The organism is Citrobacter koseri ATCC BAA-895, from assembly GCF_000018045.1.
Taxonomy (GTDB): Bacteria; Pseudomonadota; Gammaproteobacteria; order Enterobacterales; family Enterobacteriaceae; genus Citrobacter_B; species Citrobacter_B koseri.
Map to the genome: position 1 here is coordinate 4,238,506 of NC_009792.1, position 15,411 is coordinate 4,253,916.

General features: G+C 54.6%; 21 protein-coding genes. 12 read left to right on the forward strand and 9 right to left on the reverse strand.

Annotated elements, in window-relative coordinates; translation table 11 throughout:
* Positions 1-68: 68 nt before the first annotated feature.
* The 7 genes from murA to mlaF all read right to left on the reverse strand — a co-directional run bounded on the left by murA (position 69) and on the right by mlaF (position 4,911).
* Positions 69-1,328 carry a UDP-N-acetylglucosamine 1-carboxyvinyltransferase gene (gene murA, locus CKO_RS19570; RefSeq protein WP_012135322.1) on the reverse strand — a complete coding sequence of 420 codons (1,260 nt, stop codon included), beginning with the start codon at positions 1,326-1,328 and terminating at the stop codon, positions 69-71.
* Between the two features lie 53 nt (positions 1,329-1,381).
* On the reverse strand, positions 1,382-1,636 hold the full coding sequence (ibaG, locus tag CKO_RS19575; protein ID WP_024130986.1) for a BolA family iron metabolism protein IbaG: 255 nt from the start codon (positions 1,634-1,636) through the stop codon (positions 1,382-1,384).
* A 169-nt stretch (positions 1,637-1,805) separates the two neighbouring features.
* Positions 1,806-2,099 (reverse strand): lipid asymmetry maintenance protein MlaB, encoded by a 294-nt coding sequence (gene mlaB, locus CKO_RS19580; RefSeq protein ID WP_012135324.1) that lies wholly within the window; start codon positions 2,097-2,099, stop codon positions 1,806-1,808.
* On the reverse strand, positions 2,099-2,734 hold the full coding sequence (gene mlaC, locus CKO_RS19585) for a phospholipid-binding protein MlaC (protein ID WP_012135325.1): 636 nt from the start codon (positions 2,732-2,734) through the stop codon (positions 2,099-2,101). Before mlaC ends, mlaB begins: the two co-directional genes overlap by 1 nt.
* A gap of 18 nt (positions 2,735-2,752) precedes the next feature.
* Positions 2,753-3,304, reverse strand: coding sequence for an outer membrane lipid asymmetry maintenance protein MlaD (mlaD, locus tag CKO_RS19590; RefSeq protein ID WP_012135326.1), 552 nt, complete (start codon positions 3,302-3,304; stop codon positions 2,753-2,755).
* Positions 3,305-3,308: 4 nt separating this feature from the next.
* On the reverse strand, positions 3,309-4,091 hold the full coding sequence (gene mlaE, locus CKO_RS19595; RefSeq protein WP_012135327.1) for a lipid asymmetry maintenance ABC transporter permease subunit MlaE: 783 nt from the start codon (positions 4,089-4,091) through the stop codon (positions 3,309-3,311).
* 7 nt (positions 4,092-4,098) lie between these two features.
* Positions 4,099-4,911 carry a phospholipid ABC transporter ATP-binding protein MlaF gene (gene mlaF / locus CKO_RS19600; RefSeq protein WP_012135328.1) on the reverse strand — a complete coding sequence of 271 codons (813 nt, stop codon included), beginning with the start codon at positions 4,909-4,911 and terminating at the stop codon, positions 4,099-4,101.
* A 212-nt stretch (positions 4,912-5,123) separates the two neighbouring features.
* On the opposite strand from mlaF, the gene CKO_RS19605 reads away from it, so the two are divergent.
* From CKO_RS19605 to yrbL, 12 genes are all read left to right on the forward strand, one after another.
* A complete protein-coding gene (locus tag CKO_RS19605; protein WP_012135329.1) occupies positions 5,124-6,101 on the forward strand; it encodes a calcium/sodium antiporter in 978 nt (325 codons plus the stop codon).
* 14 nt (positions 6,102-6,115) lie between these two features.
* Positions 6,116-7,102, forward strand: a complete 987-nt coding sequence (gene kdsD / locus CKO_RS19610; RefSeq protein ID WP_012135330.1) for an arabinose-5-phosphate isomerase KdsD — start codon at positions 6,116-6,118, stop codon at positions 7,100-7,102.
* A 19-nt stretch (positions 7,103-7,121) separates the two neighbouring features.
* The gene (gene kdsC / locus CKO_RS19615; RefSeq protein WP_012135331.1) at positions 7,122-7,688 is read left to right on the forward strand and encodes a 3-deoxy-manno-octulosonate-8-phosphatase KdsC; all 567 of its coding nucleotides are present in this window, start codon (positions 7,122-7,124) and stop codon (positions 7,686-7,688) included.
* Positions 7,685-8,260: an LPS export ABC transporter periplasmic protein LptC gene (gene lptC / locus CKO_RS19620; protein ID WP_012135332.1), complete on the forward strand. Its 576-nt coding sequence runs from the start codon at positions 7,685-7,687 to the stop codon at positions 8,258-8,260. The genes kdsC and lptC overlap by 4 nt, the downstream gene beginning before the upstream one ends.
* Positions 8,229-8,783, forward strand: coding sequence for a lipopolysaccharide ABC transporter substrate-binding protein LptA (gene lptA, locus CKO_RS19625; protein WP_012135333.1), 555 nt, complete (start codon positions 8,229-8,231; stop codon positions 8,781-8,783). The genes lptC and lptA overlap by 32 nt, the downstream gene beginning before the upstream one ends.
* A gap of 6 nt (positions 8,784-8,789) precedes the next feature.
* A complete protein-coding gene (lptB, locus tag CKO_RS19630) occupies positions 8,790-9,515 on the forward strand; it encodes an LPS export ABC transporter ATP-binding protein (RefSeq protein ID WP_012135334.1) in 726 nt (241 codons plus the stop codon).
* A 47-nt stretch (positions 9,516-9,562) separates the two neighbouring features.
* Positions 9,563-10,996, forward strand: a complete 1,434-nt coding sequence (gene rpoN, locus CKO_RS19635) for an RNA polymerase factor sigma-54 (protein ID WP_012135335.1) — start codon at positions 9,563-9,565, stop codon at positions 10,994-10,996.
* A gap of 22 nt (positions 10,997-11,018) precedes the next feature.
* Positions 11,019-11,306 carry a ribosome hibernation promoting factor gene (gene hpf, locus CKO_RS19640; RefSeq protein ID WP_012135336.1) on the forward strand — a complete coding sequence of 96 codons (288 nt, stop codon included), beginning with the start codon at positions 11,019-11,021 and terminating at the stop codon, positions 11,304-11,306.
* A gap of 125 nt (positions 11,307-11,431) precedes the next feature.
* Positions 11,432-11,923: a PTS IIA-like nitrogen regulatory protein PtsN gene (gene ptsN / locus CKO_RS19645; protein WP_012135337.1), complete on the forward strand. Its 492-nt coding sequence runs from the start codon at positions 11,432-11,434 to the stop codon at positions 11,921-11,923.
* Between the two features lie 36 nt (positions 11,924-11,959).
* Positions 11,960-12,814: an RNase adapter RapZ gene (rapZ, locus tag CKO_RS19650; RefSeq protein WP_012135338.1), complete on the forward strand. Its 855-nt coding sequence runs from the start codon at positions 11,960-11,962 to the stop codon at positions 12,812-12,814.
* Entirely contained in the window at positions 12,811-13,083 is a 273-nt protein-coding gene (gene npr, locus CKO_RS19655; protein WP_012135339.1) for a PTS phosphocarrier protein NPr, read from the forward strand. The genes rapZ and npr overlap by 4 nt, the downstream gene beginning before the upstream one ends.
* 210 nt (positions 13,084-13,293) lie before the next feature.
* A complete protein-coding gene (yrbL, locus tag CKO_RS19660; protein ID WP_012135340.1) occupies positions 13,294-13,965 on the forward strand; it encodes a PhoP regulatory network protein YrbL in 672 nt (223 codons plus the stop codon).
* Here yrbL and mtgA read toward each other — a convergent pair.
* Both mtgA and elbB read right to left on the reverse strand, forming a co-directional pair.
* Positions 13,940-14,668: a monofunctional biosynthetic peptidoglycan transglycosylase gene (gene mtgA / locus CKO_RS19665; RefSeq protein ID WP_012135341.1), complete on the reverse strand. Its 729-nt coding sequence runs from the start codon at positions 14,666-14,668 to the stop codon at positions 13,940-13,942. The two genes, yrbL and mtgA, sit on opposite strands and share 26 nt — an antisense overlap.
* On the reverse strand, positions 14,665-15,318 hold the full coding sequence (gene elbB / locus CKO_RS19670) for an isoprenoid biosynthesis glyoxalase ElbB (RefSeq protein ID WP_012135342.1): 654 nt from the start codon (positions 15,316-15,318) through the stop codon (positions 14,665-14,667). The genes mtgA and elbB overlap by 4 nt, the downstream gene beginning before the upstream one ends.
* Positions 15,319-15,411 lie beyond the last annotated feature (93 nt).

Genomic DNA, 15,411 nt, shown 5'->3' on the forward strand with positions numbered 1-15,411 from the left:
AGTAAGGAACGGATAACGCTCTGAACGGTAGCCCCCGAACAAGGGGCTACCAGTGCATGCGGAAAAAATTACTCGCCTTTCACACGCTCAATATTCGCGCCCAGCGCGCGCAGTTTGTCTTCAATGCGCTCATAGCCACGATCGATGTGATAAATACGATCGACCAGCGTCGTGCCTTCTGCAATGCATCCCGCCAGCACCAGGCTCGCAGACGCACGCAAGTCGGTCGCCATCACCTGCGCCCCGGAGAGTTTTTCAACGCCGTGGCAAATCACGGTGTTGCTCTCGATTTCCGCGTGCGCGCCCATACGGATCAGTTCAGGCACATGCATAAAGCGGTTTTCGAAAATGGTTTCCGTGATGAAACCCGTCCCTTCCGCGACAAGGTTCAACAGCGTGAACTGCGCCTGCATATCGGTCGGGAAAGCCGGGTGCGGCGCGGTACGCACATTCACAGCTTTCGGACGCTGGCCATGCATGTCCAGGCTGATCCAGTCTTCACCGGTTTCAATATCCGCTCCGGCGTCACGCAGTTTAGCCAGTACGGCATCCAGCGTATCCGGCTGCGCGTTACGGCAGACGATTTTACCGCCGGAAATCGCCGCCGCGACCAGGAAGGTGCCGGTTTCAATGCGATCGGGCAGAACACGGTATACGCCGCCGCCCAGACGCTCAACGCCCTCAATGGTAATACGATCGGTGCCCTGACCGCTGATCTTCGCTCCCAACGTCACCAGGAAGTTCGCGGTATCGACGATCTCCGGCTCACGCGCGGCATTTTCAATCACGGTGGTCCCTTCGGCCAGCGTTGCCGCAGACATGATGGTCACCGTCGCACCGACGCTGACTTTGTCCATCACGATATGCGCGCCTTTCAGGCGACCATTAACAGACGCCTTCACATAGCCTTCTTCCAGCTTGATCTCAGCGCCCAGTTGTTCCAGGCCAGTGATGTGCAGATCGACCGGACGCGCGCCGATGGCGCAGCCGCCTGGCAGAGAAACCTGCCCCTGACCAAAACGCGCCACCAGCGGCCCCAGCGCCCAAATCGATGCACGCATGGTTTTTACCAGTTCATAAGGCGCGCAGAAGATGTTGACCTGGCTGGCGTCGATCCAGACAGAACCGTTACGTTCCACTTTCGTTCCAAGCTGGCTGAGCAGTTTCATCGTCGTATCGATGTCTTTCAGCTTTGGAACGTTCTGGATCTCTACCGGCTCTTCTGCCAGCAGCGCCGCGAAAAGGATCGGCAATGCGGCATTTTTAGCGCCTGAAATTGTGACTTCGCCCTGGAGCGTTGTCGGCCCCTGTACACGAAATTTATCCATTATTCTGTTCTCTGTTAAGAATTCATATCTGCTACCGGCGTGTCGCCCGTCGCTCAAAAACCGTTAAGTTTGCGATCGCGTTCCCATTCCGCTGGGGTATACGCTTTGATCGATACGGCATGGATACGGTTATCCGCAATAAACTCCATCAACGGGCCGTAAACAGACTGCTGCTTCTTGACCCGGCTCATGCCGTCAAACATCTCACCCACGGCGATAACCTGAAAGTGACTGCCATCGCCAGAGACGTGGACTTCCTGGAGGGAGAGTGCGCTCATCAGCACGCTCTGAATTTCATGATTTTCCATGGGCTCTTCATTCGTCAAATAGGGAAAACAGCCCAACATCTTAGAGCAAAGTGGCGCTGTCATAAATAAGCAAAAAGCCCAGCTGATAAATCAGGCAAGGCTTTGGTGTCAAATCCCCCTTAGGGGTTTTGCCGGATGGCGGCACAAGGCCTTACCCGGCCTACAAAAATTAACGTGGAAGCACGTCAGCAGGCAAATTATAGAGCTTCGCCAGCGTGTAAACCTTCTCGTTTACCCCTTGCAGCGAAACGCTGTTGCCCTGTCGCTTCGCCTGATCGACAAGATGCACCAGTAACGCCAGACCACCGCTATCCACCCGGGAGACCTGGCTCAGATCGATGCAGGTTACGTCTTTCATCGCATCAACGCGCGCATCCCACAGAGGGTTCAGCACGTCCTGGTCCAGCTCTCCCGCTAATGCCAGCGTGTCACCTTCGCGCGTCCAGCTAAGTGACTGCGTCATTATTTTTTCTCTTCCAGCGAAATTTTCTGACGAGAAATTGACTGCAACTGCGCGGTCAGGCCGTCGATGCCTTTGGTACGCAGCAGATCGCTCCACTCATTCTGTTTTGTGGTGATCATACTGACGCCTTCCGCGATCATGTCATAAGCCTGCCAGTTACCGGTCTGGGTGTTTTTACGCCACTGGAAATCCAGTCGAACCGGAGGACGGCCATTCGGATCGATGATCGTCACGCGGATCGGCACGATGGTCGCATTGCCCAGCGGTTGTTCCGGCGCAATCTGGTAAGTCTGGCCGTGGTACATCGCCAGCGCCTGACCATAAGCCTGTTTCAGGTATTCACGAAACGCCGCGAAATAGGCGTCACGCTGCGCCGGCGTCGCCTCCCGGTAGTAACGACCCAGTACCAGCGCGCCCGCGTATTTCACCTGCACATACGGCAGCAGTTCCTGGTCAACGACGTCGCGCAGGTAATCCGGGTTGGCACGGATTTTCGGCTGTTCGTTTTTCAGACGATCGAAGGTTTTCTGCGCCGCCTCATTCATCAATTTATACGGGTTAGTCTGGTCCGCCGCGGTTGCCGCGCTCAACGGTGCAATGACCAGCAGCGCTACCATCATTAATCGCTTAAACATACATCGATTCTCCTGTGATTAATTTGTTGCGCCCGCAGGCGGTGTCGCTTCATTATTGCCTTCAGTTGGCGCTGGCGCATCGCCAGAATTCTTATTGTCGTCCCCTTTACTGTTGTAAAGGAACTGACCAATCATGTCTTCAAGCACCATCGCGGACTTGGTGTCCTGAATAGTGTCTCCATCTTTGAGGATAGACGTTCCCAGTTCAGGATCTTCAAACCCGACGTTTAACGCCAGATATTGCTCCCCCAGCAGGCCAGAGGTGCGGATACTCAGCGAACTGGTATCAGGAATGTGGTTATAGCGCTCTTCAATATCCAGCGTGACGCGCGGCAGGTAGGTTTTCGGATCCAGCGAGATATCCGCAACCCGGCCGACAACCACCCCGCCAATGCGCACCGGAGAGCGCGCTTTCAGGCCGCCAATATTGTCGAAGGTCGCATAAATCGTGTAGGTCGGCTCCGTGCGCATTGAGGTGACATTGGCCGCTTTCAGGCAAACAAACAGCGCCGCCAGCAACGCAACCAGCAAGAAGATCCCTACCCAAATTTCACTTTTTTTCGTTTGCATGAACTCAATTCCCAAACATCAGTGCGGTCAACACAAAATCCAGACCCAGAACGGCCAAAGACGAGTGCACAACGGTGCGCGTGGTTGCGCGGCTAATCCCGGCAGAGGTCGGAATCGCGTCATACCCATTGAACAGCGCAATCCACGTTACCGTGATGGCGAACACCACGCTCTTAATCAAACAGTTCACGAGATCCAGACGCCAGTCGACGGCATCCTGCATCGCCGACCAGAAGAAACCGGCATCGATCCCCTTCCAGCTAACGCCAACCAGCGATCCACCCCAGATGCCAACAGCCACGAAGATAATCGTCAGCAGCGGCAGCGAAATCACCCCCGCCCACAGGCGCGGAGAGATCACCCGGCGCAGCGGATCGACGGCCATCATTTCCATACTGGAGAGCTGCTCAGTCGCTCGCATAAGACCAATTTCTGCGGTCAGCGCAGACCCTGCGCGCCCGGCAAACAGCAACGCCGCGACAACCGGCCCCAGTTCACGCAGCAATGAAAGCGCCACCAGCATACCCAGGCTGGTTTCCGCGCTGTAGGTCGTCAGAACCAGATAGCCCTGCAACCCGAGCACCATGCCGATAAAAACGCCAGAGACGATAATAATGAGCATCGACAGGACGCCCACATTATAGAGCTGACGCACCAGCAGTGGCGCATGCTTGCGAAATTCCGGCTTACCAATCACCGCATTGAATAACATTAACCCGGCACGCCCGAACGTTCTGAGGGTTTTGATCCCCCGGTGTCCAAGCGCTGCCAGCGCATTTAACAGCATGAGTGGCTTAACTCCCTGTTTCGAGTAAATCGGAGTGATAATCGCCCGCCGGATAGCGGAACGGAACCGGCCCGTCGGCAATACCGTCCAGGAACTGGCGGACGCGCGGGTCGGCATTTTCTTGCAGTTCCTTCGCGCTACCGTGCGCCACGATTTTTTTGTCCGCCATAATCCAGGCGTGATCGGCGATGCTCAGCACCTCCGGCACATCGTGGGACACGACAACGCAGGTTACGCCCAGCGTGCTGTTCAGTTCTGAAATCAGCTTCACCAGTACGCCCATCGTAATCGGGTCCTGACCCACAAACGGCTCATCGAACATAATGAGGTCGGGTTCCAGCGCAATAGCACGGGCTAATGCCGCACGCCGCGCCATCCCCCCGGACAGTTCAGAGGGCATGAGCTTTGCCGCGCCGCGCAGACCAACGGCTTCCAGTTTCATCATCACCGTGCTTTTCAACAGCGGCGCGGGTAAATTCGTGTGCTCCCGCAGCGGGTAGGCTACGTTATCAAACACGTTCATGTCGGTGAACAGCGCCCCCGACTGAAACAGCATGCTCATCCGTTTTCGTACCGTGTACAACCGCGAGCGAGACATAGCAGGTACGTTTTCGCCATCAAACAGTATTTCCCCGCTATCCGGCGGGATCTGTCCGCCAATCAGTCGTAACAGCGTGGTTTTACCGATCCCCGATGGCCCCATGATCGCCGTGATCTTCCCGCGTGGCACGGTCAGGGAAATATTATCGAAAATGCAGCGGTCGCCACGCGAAAAGCTGACGTCGCGCATATCGACTAAATTCGCCACAGACTGACCCATTGATTCATCCTTTGTATCGCCTTGTTGATCTAAGCATGGCGCTGAATTTAGCCATGAACCCAACATATTTACAGAATATTACCTGCCCTGGTTAGCTAAAGCTGGCATTTGTTTTACTTTTTAGCCGCATAAAGTCAAAATTAAGACTTCGTTACGGCTTCCAGAAGATCCCTCCAGTGGACCGGCGAGTATACCTGAAGAAAGGACTTTAGATGCTTTTAGCTACGGCGCTGTTAATTATTGGTTTACTTCTGGTGGTCTACAGCGCCGATCGTCTGGTGTTTGCCGCATCGATTTTGTGCCGGGCAGTGGGGATTCCTCCGCTCATTATCGGGATGACGGTCGTCAGTATCGGAACATCATTACCGGAGATAATTGTCTCGGTTGCCGCGTCGCTTCACGGGCAACTGGACTTAGCCGTAGGCACCGCGCTCGGCTCCAACATCATCAATATCTTGCTGATTCTGGGCCTAGCGGCGCTGTTTCACCCTTTTACCGTGCATTCTGATGTTTTGCGCCGCGAATTGCCGCTAATGTTATTTGTCAGTGTGCTGGCGGGTTCCGTCCTGCACGATGGCGAGCTGAGCCGTAGCGACGGAATCTTTCTTCTGCTGCTGGCCGTGCTATGGCTGCTGTTCATTGTTAAGATCGCGCGCCTGGCGGAGCGGCAGGGAAATGACAGCCTCACCCGGGAGCAGGTGGCGGAACTGCCGCGCGAAGGCGGCTTACCCGTCGCGTTTTTGTGGCTGGGTATCGCGCTGATTATTATGCCGATGGCGACGCGGATGGTGGTTGATAACGCCACCGTACTGGCGAACTACTTCGCCATGAGCGAACTGACTATCGGCCTGACGGTGATTGCGATTGGCACCAGCCTGCCGGAGCTGGCGACGGCGATCGCGGGCATCCGCAAAGGTGAAAATGATATCGCCATTGGCAACATTATCGGCGCCAATATTTCTAATATCGCCATCGTTCTGGGGCTGCCTGCATTGATTACGCCAGGCGACGTCAACCCGCTGGCGTTTGGGCGTGACTATAGCGTGATGCTGTTAGTGAGCATTGTTTTGGCATTGCTGTGCTGGCGGCGTCCGCGCCAGATTGGTCGGGGCGCTGGCGTGCTGCTGACCGGCGGTTTTATCGTATGGCTGGCGATGCTGTACTGGCTATCGCCGCTTCTTATTGGATAACGGGAAAACGGACTATGTCGCACTTAGCGTTACAACCGGGTTTTGACTTTCAGAAAGCAGGCAAAGACGTCCTGGAGATTGAACGTGAAGGCCTGGCGGAGCTTGACCAATACATCGACCAGAACTTCACGCTCGCCTGTGAAAAAATCTTCTCGTGCACAGGCAAAGTCGTTGTCATGGGGATGGGAAAATCAGGTCATATCGGGCGGAAAATGGCCGCCACCTTTGCCAGCACTGGCACTTCCGCCTTTTTTGTTCACCCAGGCGAGGCCGCGCATGGCGATCTCGGCATGGTCACCTCGCAGGATGTGGTGATCGCGATTTCCAACTCTGGCGAATCCAATGAGATTGCCGCATTAATCCCGGTTCTCAAACGCTTGCAGGTGCCGCTGATTTGTATCACCGGGCGGCCAGAAAGCAGCATGGCGCGTGCGGCGGATGTGCATCTGTGTGTTAAAGTGCCGAAAGAAGCCTGCCCGTTGGGTCTGGCGCCGACCAGCAGCACCACGGCTACGCTGGTCATGGGCGATGCGCTCGCGGTCGCGTTATTAAAAGCCCGCGGCTTTACCGCCGAAGATTTTGCGTTGTCGCATCCGGGCGGCGCACTTGGCCGTAAACTTCTGCTGCGCGTTAACGATATCATGCACACCGGCGATGAAATCCCGCATGTGAATAAAAACGCCAGCCTGCGTGATGCCCTGCTGGAAATTACGCGTAAAAATCTCGGCATGACCGTCATTTGTGATGACACAATGAAGATTGACGGCATCTTTACCGATGGCGACTTGCGTCGTGTTTTCGATATGGGTGTGGATGTTCGCCAGTTAGGGATTGCCGACGTCATGACGCCAGGGGGAATTCGCGTTCGCCCCGGTATTCTCGCCGTTAACGCCCTGAACTTAATGCAGTCCCGTCATATCACCTCCGTTTTGGTTGCTGATGGCGACCAGTTACTGGGTGTGTTACATATGCATGATTTACTGCGTGCAGGCGTAGTGTAGAAACTCAAGGATAAAAGAAATGAGTAAAGCAGGTGCGTCGCTTGCGACCTGTTATGGCCCCGTCAGTACACAGGTTATCGCCCAGGCGGAAAACATCCGTCTGCTCATCCTCGATGTGGATGGCGTGCTGTCTGATGGTCTGATTTATATGGGCAACAACGGTGAAGAGCTGAAGGCCTTTAACGTCCGTGATGGCTACGGCATTCGCTGTGCGCTCACTTCCGGGATTGAGGTCGCTATTATTACCGGACGAAAGGCTAAACTTGTAGAAGATCGCTGTGCCACCCTGGGGATCACGCATCTCTATCAGGGGCAGTCGGACAAACTTATCGCGTTTGGCGACCTGCTCGATAAGCTGGGCGTTGCGCCTGAAAATGTGGCTTACGTCGGTGACGATCTGATCGACTGGCCGGTGATGGAAAAAGTGGGTCTGAGCGTTGCGGTCGCTGATGCGCATCCGCTCCTGATCCCTCGCGCCGACTATGTGACGCATATCGCCGGTGGACGCGGCGCGGTGCGGGAAGTGTGCGATCTACTCTTGCTGGCGCAGGGTAAGCTTGATGAGGCCAAAGGGCAATCGATATGAGTAAAACCAGACGTTGGGTTATCATTCTACTGTCGTTGGCCGTACTGGTGTTGATCGGAATTAATCTGGCGGATAAAGACGATCCTGCTCAGGTTGTGGTGAACACCAGCGATCCGACTTATAAGAGCGAGCATACCGATACGGTCGTCTATAGCCCGGAAGGCGCGTTGAACTATCGTCTTATTGCGCAGCACGTTGAATATTATTCAGAACAGGCGCTTTCGTGGTTTACCCAACCGGTATTAACCACCTTTGATAAAGATAAAGTCCCGACATGGTCGATTAAAGCGGATAAGGCGAAATTGACCGAAGACCGGATGCTCTATCTGTATGGTCACGTTGAAGTCAATGCGCTGGCGCCTGACGCTCAACTACGCAGAATCACGACGGATAACGCGACGATCAACCTGGTGACGCAGGATGTCACCTCTGAAGATCTGGTCACGTTATACGGAACAACATTTAACTCCAGCGGACTGAAAATGCGCGGCAACTTACGCAGCAAGAACGCCGAGCTGATTGAAAAGGTTAGAACCTCCTATGAAATTCAAAACAAACAAACTCAGCCTTAATCTTGTGCTTGCCAGCACACTTCTGGCCGCCAGTCTTCCGGCGTTCGCGGTCACCGGCGATACCGAACAACCGATTCATATTGAATCGGACCAGCAGTCACTGGATATGCAGGGTAACGTGGTGACGTTTACCGGAAATGTCGTCGTGACTCAGGGCACCATCAAAATCAATGCCGACAAAGTGGTCGTCACCCGTCCGGGCGGCGAGCAAGGCAAAGAGGTGATCGACGGCTTCGGCAACCCGGCGACGTTTTATCAGATGCAGGACAACGGCAAGCCGGTAAAAGGCCATGCCCAAAAAATGCATTATGAGCTGGCGAAAGATTTCGTCGTCCTGACCGGTAACGCCTACCTGGAGCAGCTCGACAGCAACATCACCGGCGATAAGATCACTTACCTGGTGAAAGAGCAGAAAATGCAGGCGTTCAGCGAAAAAGGCAAACGTGTAACGACGGTTCTGGTGCCGTCGCAGTTGCAGGACAAAAACAAAGACCAGGCCCCGGCACAGAAGAAGGGTAACTAATTCGTTATGGCAACATTAACTGCAAAGAATCTTGCGAAAGCCTATAAAGGCCGTCGCGTGGTGGAAGATGTCAGCCTGACCGTGAATTCCGGGGAGATCGTCGGTCTGCTCGGGCCGAACGGCGCAGGTAAAACCACTACCTTCTACATGGTGGTGGGCATTGTGCCGCGCGACGCTGGCAACATTATTATTGACGATGAAGACATCAGCCTGCTGCCGCTGCATGCCCGCGCGCGTCGCGGTATTGGCTATTTACCGCAGGAAGCCTCCATTTTCCGCCGTCTGAGCGTGTTTGATAACCTGATGGCGGTGCTGCAAATTCGTGACGATCTCACGACCGAACAGCGTGAAGACCGTGCCAATGAACTGATGGAAGAGTTCCACATCGAGCATCTGCGCGACAGCCTCGGACAAGCGTTGTCCGGCGGTGAACGCCGCCGTGTGGAGATTGCCCGCGCGCTGGCCGCAAATCCGAAATTTATCCTGCTGGATGAACCGTTTGCAGGCGTTGACCCGATTTCCGTCATCGACATCAAACGCATTATCGAGCACCTGCGCGACAGCGGTCTCGGCGTTCTGATTACCGACCACAACGTTCGTGAAACGCTGGCGGTGTGTGAACGCGCGTATATTGTCAGCCAGGGGCATCTGATCGCACACGGCACACCGACAGAAATCCTGCAAGACGAGCACGTTAAGCGCGTATACCTTGGGGAAGACTTCAGACTCTGATAGGGTAGAAGACTGCGACGTCACAGCGGGAGAAAACGACTCTGAACATGAAGCAAGGTTTGCAACTCAGGCTCAGCCAACAACTGGCGATGACGCCCCAGCTACAACAGGCCATCCGTCTGTTGCAGTTGTCTACGCTGGAACTTCAGCAGGAACTTCAGCAAGCGCTGGAGAGTAATCCGCTGCTTGAGCAAACCGATCTTCACGATGAAATCGACACGCGCGAAACCCAGGACAACGAAGCCCTGGATACCGCAGACGCGCTCGAACAGAAAGAGATGCCCGAAGAGCTGCCGCTTGACGCCAGCTGGGATGAGATTTACACCGCAGGTACGCCGTCCGGCACCAGCGGCGACTACATCGACGACGAGCTGCCGGTGTACCAGGGCGAAACCACGCAGTCCCTCCAGGACTACCTGATGTGGCAAGTCGGGCTGACTCCGTTCTCGGATACCGATCGCGCGATTGCCACCTCAATTGTCGATGCCGTTGATGATACCGGCTATCTCACCATTTCGCTGGATGACATTCTCGAAAGCATCGGCGATGAAGAGATCGGCCTCGATGAAATAGAAGCGGTACTCAAACGCGTTCAGCGCTTCGATCCCATCGGCGTGGCGGCGAAAGATCTCCGTGACTGCCTGCTGATCCAGCTCTCACAGTTCGATAAATCCACGCCCTGGCTGGAAGACGCCCGGTTGATCATCAGCGATCACCTCGATCTGCTGGCCAATCATGACTTCCGCACCCTGATGCGCGTTACGCGGCTGAAAGAAGAGGTACTGAAAGAGGCGGTCAATCTTATCCAGTCGCTCGATCCCAGACCGGGTCAGTCTATCCAGACCGGCGAACCTGAATATGTGATCCCGGATGTGCTGGTGCGTAAGCATAACGGTTACTGGATGGTGGAGCTGAACGGCGACAGCATTCCCCGTCTACAGATCAATCAACATTATGCCGCCCTGTGCAACGGCGCGCGTAATGATGCCGACAGCCAGTTCATTCGCAGCAACCTTCAGGATGCGAAGTGGCTGATCAAAAGTCTGGAAAGTCGCAACGACACCCTGTTACGCGTGAGCCGCTGTATTGTTGAGCAGCAGCAGGCCTTCTTCGAGCAAGGCGAAGAGTTTATGAAACCGATGGTGCTGGCGGACATCGCCCAGGCCGTCGAGATGCACGAATCGACGATTTCCCGTGTGACCACGCAGAAGTATCTGCACAGTCCACGCGGCATTTTTGAACTGAAGTATTTCTTTTCCAGCCATGTGAATACCGAAGGCGGAGGCGAAGCCTCTTCCACGGCGATACGTGCGCTGGTGAAGAAATTAATTGCTGCGGAGAACCCCGCGAAGCCGCTGAGCGACAGCAAGTTAACCTCTATGTTGTCGGATCAGGGTATCATGGTGGCGCGCCGCACCGTTGCGAAGTACCGAGAGTCTTTATCCATTCCGCCGTCCAATCAGCGCAAACAGCTGGTTTGAACCAACCGATAAGGAAGACACTATGCAGCTCAACATCACTGGAAATAACGTCGAAATTACTGAAGCCCTGCGCGACTTTGTCTCAACCAAATTCGCCAAACTTGAGCAGTATTTTGACAGGATTAATCAGGTCTACGTTGTTTTGAAAGTGGAGAAGGTAACACACATCTCGGATGCGACACTGCATGTAAACGGTGGCGAAATTCACGCCAGCGCGGAAGGTCAGGATATGTATGCCGCCATTGACGGTTTGATCGATAAACTGGCAAGGCAGCTAACGAAACACAAAGATAAACTGAAACAACACTAATTGTCCGGGCAGTTAGCGAGTGCAGGACGGCCTGTTGTGACGCACAACAGGCCATTTGTACAGTTAGCGCTCCGAATCTGCCTCATCAGGAATCATCCTGATGGAACAGGTTCTTAGGTGAAATTATGACAAATAACGATACGACTCTACAACTGAGCAGCGTACTTAACCAGGAATGTACGCGCAGCGGCGTTCACTGCCAGAGCAAAAAACGTGCGCTGGAGATTATCAGTGAACTGGCGGCAAAACAGCTCAGCCTGCCTCCGCAGGTGGTATTTGAAGCAATCCTGACGCGTGAGAAAATGGGCAGTACCGGCATTGGCAATGGTATCGCCATCCCGCACGGCAAGCTGGAAGAAGATACGCTGCGCGCCGTCGGCGTGTTCGTCCAACTCGAAACGCCTATCGCTTTCGATGCCATTGATAATCAACCGGTCGATCTGCTTTTCGCCCTGCTGGTGCCCGCAGATCAGACCAAAACGCATCTGCATACACTGTCGCTGGTCGCTAAACGTCTGGCGGATAAAACCATCTGCCGCCGTCTGCGCGCCGCGCAGAGTGACGAAGAGCTGTATCAAATCATCACTGACACCGAAGGTGGAAAGGATGAGGCATAACCACCCAATGGCATCTGTTGTGAGGAGAAACGGTACATGGTACTGATGATCGTCAGCGGTCGTTCAGGGTCAGGGAAATCTGTCGCCCTGCGTGCGCTGGAAGATATGGGTTTTTACTGCGTGGACAACCTCCCCGTGGTGCTGTTGCCCGATCTGGCTCGTACGCTGGCCGATCGCCAGATTTCTGCGGCCGTCAGCATTGACGTGCGTAACATGCCTGAGTCCCCTGAAATTTTCGAGCAGGCGATGAACAACCTGCCCGATGCGTTTTCACCACAGCTTCTGTTCCTTGATGCCGATCGCAACACGCTGATTCGCCGTTACAGCGATACGCGCCGTCTGCATCCGCTTTCCAGCAAAAATCTCTCCCTGGAGAGCGCCATCGACCAGGAAAGCGATCTGCTGGAACCGCTGCGTTCCCGCGCCGATCTGATTGTCGATACCTCTGAAATGTCCGTGCATGAACTGGCGGAAATGCTGCGTACCCGTCTGCTGGGCAAGCGCGAACGCGAGCTGACAATGGTGTTCGAGTCCTTCGGCTTCAAGCACGGTATTCCAATCGATGCCGATTATGTTTTTGACGTGCGCTTCCTGCCTAACCCGCACTGGGACCCGAAACTGCGTCCAATGACCGGCCTCGATAAACCGGTTGCGGCATTCCTCGACAGGCACACAGAAGTACACAATTTTATCTACCAGACTCGCAGCTATCTTGAGTTATGGTTACCCATGCTGGAGACAAACAACCGTAGCTATCTCACCGTAGCCATCGGCTGTACCGGCGGGAAACACCGTTCGGTGTATATTGCAGAACAGCTGGCAGACTACTTCCGTTCACGCGGTAAGAACGTGCAGTCACGCCATAGAACGCTGGAAAAACGCAAAACATGACCGTGAAGCAGACTGTAGAAGTCACAAACAAGCTGGGTATGCATGCCCGGCCTGCGATGAAACTGTTTGAATTAATGCAGGGTTTTGAGGCCGAAGTGCTGTTACGCAATGATGAAGGAACCGAAGCCGAAGCCAATAGCGTCATCGCCCTGCTGATGCTGGACTCTGCTAAAGGTCGCCAGATAGAAATTGAAGCCACCGGCCCGCAGGAGGTCGAAGCGCTGGCGGCGGTGATCGCGCTGTTCAATTCAGGATTCGACGAAGATTAGGCCATTTCGCTTTCGTCTCTTCCTTTCCCCCAGAAAACGCCACCCGGCGTTTTTTTTATTCCCTCGTCTTTCTGCCTGCGTCGATATTGTACATTCCGTGCGCTTTTCCGTCCTGATTAAACCTTAAGAAAACCTTAAGAGGGGTTGTTTACGTTCTATTTAAGTTGAGCGTTCATACTGGTTCTATTAGCAACATTACCAGGAGATCTCATGATACTTTTATCTGAACAAAATCCCCTGGGCACCGGACGCCATCGTAAATGTTATGCGCATCCGGGAGATGCCCAACGCTGCATTAAGATCATTTACAATGCCGACCGCAGCGGCAAGAAAGAGATCCGCCGTGAGCTGAAATATTACGCGCATCTGTCACGTTACCTGCAAGACTGGAGCGGCATCCCGCGCTATCACGGTACGGTAGAGACCGATTGTGGTACGGGTTACGTCTACGATGTGATAACCGATTTCGATGGCAAACCGTCCGTCACGCTGACTGAATTTGTAGCGCAGTGCCGCAATGACGAAGATGCCGCCGTCCTGCGCCAGTTGCTGAAAACGCTCAAGCGTTATATCTACGATAACCGCATCGTCACCATGACCCTGAAGCCGCAAAATATTCTGTGTCACCGCATTAGCGAATCCGAAGCGATCCCGGTGATCTGCGACAACATCGGCGAGAGCACGCTGATCCCGCTGGCAAGCTGGTCAGCCTGGTTTTGCCATCGCAAACAGGAAAGACAGTGGGAACGGTTGATTGCCCAACCGGGTCTGGTGGCGGCGCTGAAGATGAACCGCCAGGAAGAAGACAAAAGCGCGCTGCCGCTCCCCTCTCTTGAGGCCGCGCGTCAGCGCAATCTTAATACAGATGGTTACGCGTCATAAACGATTCGCCGCCCAATTGGCGCATTTGACGCAAAATCCACGCCTGACGGCTACGCACGTAGCCTGAAGGCGCGTTCGCTTTAAAGCGTAAAGGGTTCGGCAGCACCGCCGCCAATAGCGCGGCTTCTGACATACTTAACCGGCTGGCAGGTTTATTAAAATAGCGCTGCGACGCCGCTTCCACGCCAAACACGCCATCGCCAAACTCCGCAATATTCAGGTAGACGGTCAGGATGCGTTTTTTACTCCAGACGGTTTCCAGCCCGACGGTGAGCCCGGCCTCCAGCCCTTTACGCAGCCAACTGCGGCCATCCCATAAAAAGAGATTCTTCGCCGTTTGCTGAGAAAGCGTGGACGCCCCACGAATTCGGTTTTCATTGCGCTCATTGTGCGCCAGCGCCTTCTCAATGGCCGAAACATCAAAGCCCCAGTGTTCCGGGAATTTCTGATCTTCCGCCGCAATCACCGCCAGCCCCATCCACGGCGAGATCGCATCCATGCCAGCCCAGTCGGAATGCGCAACATAGCCGAAATCGCCTTGCAGCCACGCGCTAATCTGCCGTTCCACCATCACTGCGGAAAAAGGCACCGGAACGACGCTGAACAGCGCGATGCCGCCGCCCCAAAAAACCGCCAGCACCACAAGGATGCGCAGGAGCAAACGGCGCAGGGACGCCAGCGGAGTGAAACGCCCTTTACTCATTCAGCCAGAACCAGTACGCGAGACACCAGTTTTTCAATGCCGGTCGCCGCCTGTGCAATATCCTGCGCCAGCATGTAAGCAGGCGTGGTGACAATCTTGTTATCTTCATCCACCACAATATCGTCAACCGGACATGGCACATGCTCGGCCCCCATATCTTCCAGCACTTCCGCCGTATCGATATCGGTGCCAATCGTCAGACGAAGCGGGAAACCAAAAATCCTGGGCAGCATTGCCGGGGCAATGCACATAAACCCTAACGGCTTACCCGACTGGTGCATGGCGATTGCCAGCGCGGCCAGGTCGCTATCTACCCGGCACTCGCTGCCCTGGCTGGCAAAATTACTCAGGTTTTTCGCCGCGCCAAATCCACCCGGAACAATCAGCGCGTCCAGATCGCTGGAGACCGCCTGAGCGAGTGGACGAATTTCCCCTCGCGTAATGCGCGCGGCTTCGATCAGGACATTTCGCGTCTCCGCCATCGCTTCGCCCGTCAGGTGATTAATCACATCAGCCTGCTGTTTATCCGGCGCAAAGCAGATGGCCTGCGCGCCGCTGCGGGCAATCGCCAGAAGGGTCAGAACGGCTTCATGAATCTCGGCGCCGTCGTATACGCCACATCCACTGAGCACTACGCCAATTTTTTTCATCGTGATGATCCTTTTCGCAACTTACTGAAGCGTATTAATAATTCTGATTAAAATGCTGCGCTTCACACATTTAACTGATTCATGTAACAAAAC

Bases quoted from the DNA above. Each gene is read 5' to 3' on its own strand.
- murA (WP_012135322.1), bottom strand. From the start codon at position 1,328: ATGGATAAATTTCGTGTACAGGGGCCGACAACGCTCCAGGGCGAAGTC.
- ibaG (WP_024130986.1), bottom strand. From the start codon at position 1,636: ATGGAAAATCATGAAATTCAGAGCGTGCTGATGAGCGCACTCTCCCTC.
- mlaB (WP_012135324.1), bottom strand. From the start codon at position 2,099: ATGACGCAGTCACTTAGCTGGACGCGCGAAGGTGACACGCTGGCATTA.
- mlaC (WP_012135325.1), bottom strand. From the start codon at position 2,734: ATGTTTAAGCGATTAATGATGGTAGCGCTGCTGGTCATTGCACCGTTG.
- mlaD (WP_012135326.1), bottom strand. From the start codon at position 3,304: ATGCAAACGAAAAAAAGTGAAATTTGGGTAGGGATCTTCTTGCTGGTT.
- mlaE (WP_012135327.1), bottom strand. From the start codon at position 4,091: ATGCTGTTAAATGCGCTGGCAGCGCTTGGACACCGGGGGATCAAAACC.
- mlaF (WP_012135328.1), bottom strand. From the start codon at position 4,911: ATGGGTCAGTCTGTGGCGAATTTAGTCGATATGCGCGACGTCAGCTTT.
- CKO_RS19605 (WP_012135329.1), top strand. From the start codon at position 5,124: ATGCTTTTAGCTACGGCGCTGTTAATTATTGGTTTACTTCTGGTGGTC.
- kdsD (WP_012135330.1), top strand. From the start codon at position 6,116: ATGTCGCACTTAGCGTTACAACCGGGTTTTGACTTTCAGAAAGCAGGC.
- kdsC (WP_012135331.1), top strand. From the start codon at position 7,122: ATGAGTAAAGCAGGTGCGTCGCTTGCGACCTGTTATGGCCCCGTCAGT.
- lptC (WP_012135332.1), top strand. From the start codon at position 7,685: ATGAGTAAAACCAGACGTTGGGTTATCATTCTACTGTCGTTGGCCGTA.
- lptA (WP_012135333.1), top strand. From the start codon at position 8,229: ATGAAATTCAAAACAAACAAACTCAGCCTTAATCTTGTGCTTGCCAGC.
- lptB (WP_012135334.1), top strand. From the start codon at position 8,790: ATGGCAACATTAACTGCAAAGAATCTTGCGAAAGCCTATAAAGGCCGT.
- rpoN (WP_012135335.1), top strand. From the start codon at position 9,563: ATGAAGCAAGGTTTGCAACTCAGGCTCAGCCAACAACTGGCGATGACG.
- hpf (WP_012135336.1), top strand. From the start codon at position 11,019: ATGCAGCTCAACATCACTGGAAATAACGTCGAAATTACTGAAGCCCTG.
- ptsN (WP_012135337.1), top strand. From the start codon at position 11,432: ATGACAAATAACGATACGACTCTACAACTGAGCAGCGTACTTAACCAG.
- rapZ (WP_012135338.1), top strand. From the start codon at position 11,960: ATGGTACTGATGATCGTCAGCGGTCGTTCAGGGTCAGGGAAATCTGTC.
- npr (WP_012135339.1), top strand. From the start codon at position 12,811: ATGACCGTGAAGCAGACTGTAGAAGTCACAAACAAGCTGGGTATGCAT.
- yrbL (WP_012135340.1), top strand. From the start codon at position 13,294: ATGATACTTTTATCTGAACAAAATCCCCTGGGCACCGGACGCCATCGT.
- mtgA (WP_012135341.1), bottom strand. From the start codon at position 14,668: ATGAGTAAAGGGCGTTTCACTCCGCTGGCGTCCCTGCGCCGTTTGCTC.
- elbB (WP_012135342.1), bottom strand. From the start codon at position 15,318: ATGAAAAAAATTGGCGTAGTGCTCAGTGGATGTGGCGTATACGACGGC.